This window comes from Bathymodiolus platifrons methanotrophic gill symbiont (genome assembly GCF_002189065.1).
GTDB lineage: Bacteria > Pseudomonadota > Gammaproteobacteria > Methylococcales > Methylomonadaceae > Methyloprofundus.
Map to the genome: position 1 here is coordinate 1 of NZ_BDMN01000312.1, position 3,768 is coordinate 3,768.

The following is a 3,768-nucleotide window of genomic DNA, read 5'->3' on the forward strand; positions in this document are numbered from 1 at the left end:
ATTAGCTCAGAACGAACACTTTTGGGGGTTCTTCCACAGGACCCCTAATACGAATATTCTCTTCTTTTTCTAACCAGCCAGACACTTGTTCGGGACTCCAATCCAGCCGTATCCCGGTTTCAATTAAATTGACCACCTCCACGGTCATTTTAATCGATTTTTCTGCTGCTTGCCTACGCCTCTCGGCCTTGATGTGGGCTTGTTTAGGGCGGTATCCACGTTTCCCTGTATTACGGTCAAGTTCACGGCTGATCGTTGGCGGTGACACGCCAAGAATTAGGGCTATGTCTTTTTGAAGGGTTTCTACTTTCAATAAGGCTGAAATCTGGTATCGTTGTCCTTCGGTCAGTTGCTTGTATTGATTCATATGCTTCCTCATCTTTGATCGGATTGAAAAAGCCTGAACTTATACATCAGCTGGCCCTCTCAGTCTCTTAAAAATGAATTGCACTTGTTAGTTGAATCTAAGAAATAAAGACACTTTTAAATCCGAAATTTCAGATGTTTTCAAAATCCGCAACCGTGACCGCGTGAAGTATATATCTGAAAACTTGAACGTCGAGTGTAACGGCTCCACGTATTTTCGCGTCTTTTTTGATGTATTCTAGTTTTTAATAGGGTGTTCTAAAAAAATAAGTTGATAAAAAATCCAAGTAAAAAACATATATTCTTAATATATTAAAAACAATCTTTTTATACATTAAATGAGTATCTAAAAAGATACTAAATAATACTCAAAAAGTTATGTCAGCTCTTTTTTTATTAACTGATTAACAGCTAAACGAATAACGCCAACTCTTGTTAACCCTAGTGCGTCTTGTAATTTCTCTAACTGATCTGATTCAAATTGATTCCAACGAATTGTCATCGATAACGCAGTTTTATTTGCCCTAGGATTTTTCTCATCAATGAGTTGTTGTGCTTTGGCTTCTCTTTCTTTTCTACGTTGTTCTTTTTTTAACAACTCTTCTTGTGATAGGCCTCCTTTTGCTGTAAAGCTTTTAGCTGTTACAACTTTCGTTGATTCTTCTTGTGCTTCAAGCGGTTTTCCTACCAGTGCACTTGCTTTTTTAACAGCCATTATTAAACTCCAATTTCTTTTAATAAATTAATAATTTCTTTCTGAGCTTTTTTGTTGGACTCTGTTTTTGCTTTTAACTCTGTAACACCTAATCCTTCTGACGCAGATAAATGATAAATACTGCGTTCACAGATAAATGTCTCTAAAATTCTAATTTGAGGAAATTCTCTTAAAAAATCCTTAGCCTCATCAACCTCTTTAACTCTTGGGTTTGTTGGGCTCATAGATATCACCGCGTAAACGTTTAATTCAGGGTTTACAATTAAAGCCTCTTCAATAATTGGTTGAAGCAAAATTAGGTTATTAAGATCAAACTGGGTCGGCTTAAATGGCACAAGAAAAACGTCTGCTGTAATTAGACCATGTCTTAGGTTTTTCTGATCAACACCCGCAGCATCTAAAAAAACATACTCATAGCGTCTATTTAAATCTCTAATCGCACCCGATAAATCACCTGACTGCTTTTGAACACTGTAAATTTCTTTTACATCATCTGAAAGTTTTTGCGAGCGTTCATCATTCCACATTGTGGAAGATTTTTGTAAATCAGCATCAACGATCATTACATCTTTATTTTGACTTGCTAAAAGCGCAGCAAGGTTAACAGTTAATGTGGTCTTACCAGTTCCACCTTTATTTCCACCTATATAGATTTTTGGCATTTACTATCCTTTTTAATATCTTTAAAATGTTAAAAAGATATCTTTTTAACTCTAAATTAAAGTATAACGTATTTTTAGTGTGTGTCTATAAATAATATTAAAAAGATACTCATTTAATATATTTTTAAACATCTAAAAAGTTCCAATAAAACTTTAAGATGGGAACAGGAATTAAGGTAAGTAACTTTAAAACAACCGATATTAGATTTAAATAGGTTGATAGTCTCCAGAAGATGTAGGGAAATTTATCAATCTTTAGTGCTCTCTATTAGAGATCGAGGGGAACCTAAAACTTTATTCAGAAGTAATCGTTAATAGCTGTTTTAAGATGATTTAAATTTTTAATAGTGTGAGAGATAGAAAGATATACTTTTGTTTACTGTAGAGCATTTAACGTTTGATATATTGATTAAAAATCATCATTGATGACTTTAAAAATATGTTTTTTTGATTTTTGTTTAAAAAAATAAGTTTAGAAATCCAGTTAGATAAGTTAGATACTGAAGTTTCCCAATAATTATTTATGGTAAAATTGAAACTATGCTACAACTATATGAAAAAAATAGTCTTTTCATTCATTTCAAATGCTATTGCCTAAGGGGAATTAAGTAGGGGTTTGCTATAAACATGGCAAAACCACCTAAAATAAACCTCGATACACCAGCATTGTGTATTTCAGCTACTCAATAATTGGGAAACTTCAGGTTAGATATAGTTACAGCCTAAAAAAACTTCTGTATCCCTTGATACTCATATCATGTAATTTTTTAAGCGTTCCAAGAATGCTACTAAAGTTATAATGTTCTTAATATGCCGATACTTTTAATGAAAAGTTCGATAGAATAAAACAAAAAATGTTCTTGATATGCCGATACTATGACTAAAAATTTAATGCCCGATAGATATAAACAAACAGATTTTTTTATCTGTGATATTTTTGATTCGTTTAAAGACGATCTGGCATCAATGGAGCACCCTGTTTTTAGTTTATCAACTAAACCAGATCATCGACTTCTTGAGTACGACTATAAAGGGGTTAATATCAAGATAAAACCGAGTTACACGGGACTTGCGACTATTTTTGATAAAGATATATTAATGTATTTAGCGAGTTCGCTAATGAACTCTAAAAACCAAGGTGAGTGCATTTCTAAAATTGTCAGATTTACAAGCTATGACTATTTTTTATCTACAAATAAAAAAACAGGTGGTACGCAATATAAACAGCTTAATGAATCGCTGGAGAGGTTGAGCGGTACTAGAATACAAACAAACATCAAAACAAATGGTAAAGAAATTACGAGAGATTTTGGTTTGATTGATTATTGGGAAACGGTTAAAGAGGATAAAGGCGGTAAATCTATTCTTGTAGAAGTTAAATTATCGGACTGGTTTTATAATTCGATTCTTGGTGATGAAGTTCTAACAATAGATAAAGACTATTTTAGATTAAGAAAACCGACGGAGCGAAGGATATATGAGTTAGCGAGAAAGCACTGTGGCAGCCAAATTGCATGGAAAATAAAACTAGAAAACCTTAAAGAAAAAATTGGGACAGTAACAACAATAAGGAAGCTACGATTCAACATGAAGCAGCTTGCTGAAAGTAACCATTTACCAGAATACAATGTAAGCATTCAAGATGATGTGGTTTTGATAAGCAGAAAAGAGGACCACCAAGAAGTTAATAAAAAATCGCATGACATGTTGCCTAAGCATGTAAGTAAAAAAGAAATAGAAAAACACGCAAGAGTTGGAGAAACATACGATCAAGCAAGAGAACGACTAGGCAATAAAGATAATATACGGAATTTGAAAAAAGCTATACAAAATAAAGGCTCTATGTGAAATACGAAACTGGGCTATGAGTATTCAATTAAGTAGGCAAGCTCAAAGTAAAGTGAACTTTATGCGACAGAACCGCATTCTTGGAACAGACTATCGGCATTCTTGGAACACTATCGGCATTCTTGGAACAGACTATCGGCATTCTTGGAACAGACTATCGGCATTCTTGGAACAGAC

Annotated in this window: 4 protein-coding genes; 1 reads left to right on the forward strand and 3 read right to left on the reverse strand. The window is 33.5% G+C overall.

All coding sequences use genetic code 11. The annotated features are described in order from the left end of the window. Position 1: 1 nt before the first annotated feature. From CDZ78_RS16145 to CDZ78_RS16155, 3 genes are all read right to left on the reverse strand, one after another. Positions 2–367: a helix-turn-helix domain-containing protein gene (locus CDZ78_RS16145; RefSeq protein ID WP_167374357.1), complete on the reverse strand. Its 366-nt coding sequence runs from the start codon at positions 365–367 to the stop codon at positions 2–4. A gap of 375 nt (positions 368–742) precedes the next feature. Beyond that, positions 743–1,081 carry a hypothetical protein gene (locus tag CDZ78_RS16150; protein ID WP_087870914.1) on the reverse strand — a complete coding sequence of 113 codons (339 nt, stop codon included), beginning with the start codon at positions 1,079–1,081 and terminating at the stop codon, positions 743–745. Positions 1,082–1,083: 2 nt separating this feature from the next. Next, on the reverse strand, positions 1,084–1,743 hold the full coding sequence (locus CDZ78_RS16155; RefSeq protein WP_087870915.1) for an AAA family ATPase: 660 nt from the start codon (positions 1,741–1,743) through the stop codon (positions 1,084–1,086). A gap of 876 nt (positions 1,744–2,619) precedes the next feature. On the opposite strand from CDZ78_RS16155, the gene CDZ78_RS16160 reads away from it, so the two are divergent. Then, a complete protein-coding gene (locus CDZ78_RS16160) occupies positions 2,620–3,591 on the forward strand; it encodes a replication initiator protein A (protein ID WP_087870916.1) in 972 nt (323 codons plus the stop codon). Positions 3,592–3,768: the final 177 nt, after the last annotated feature.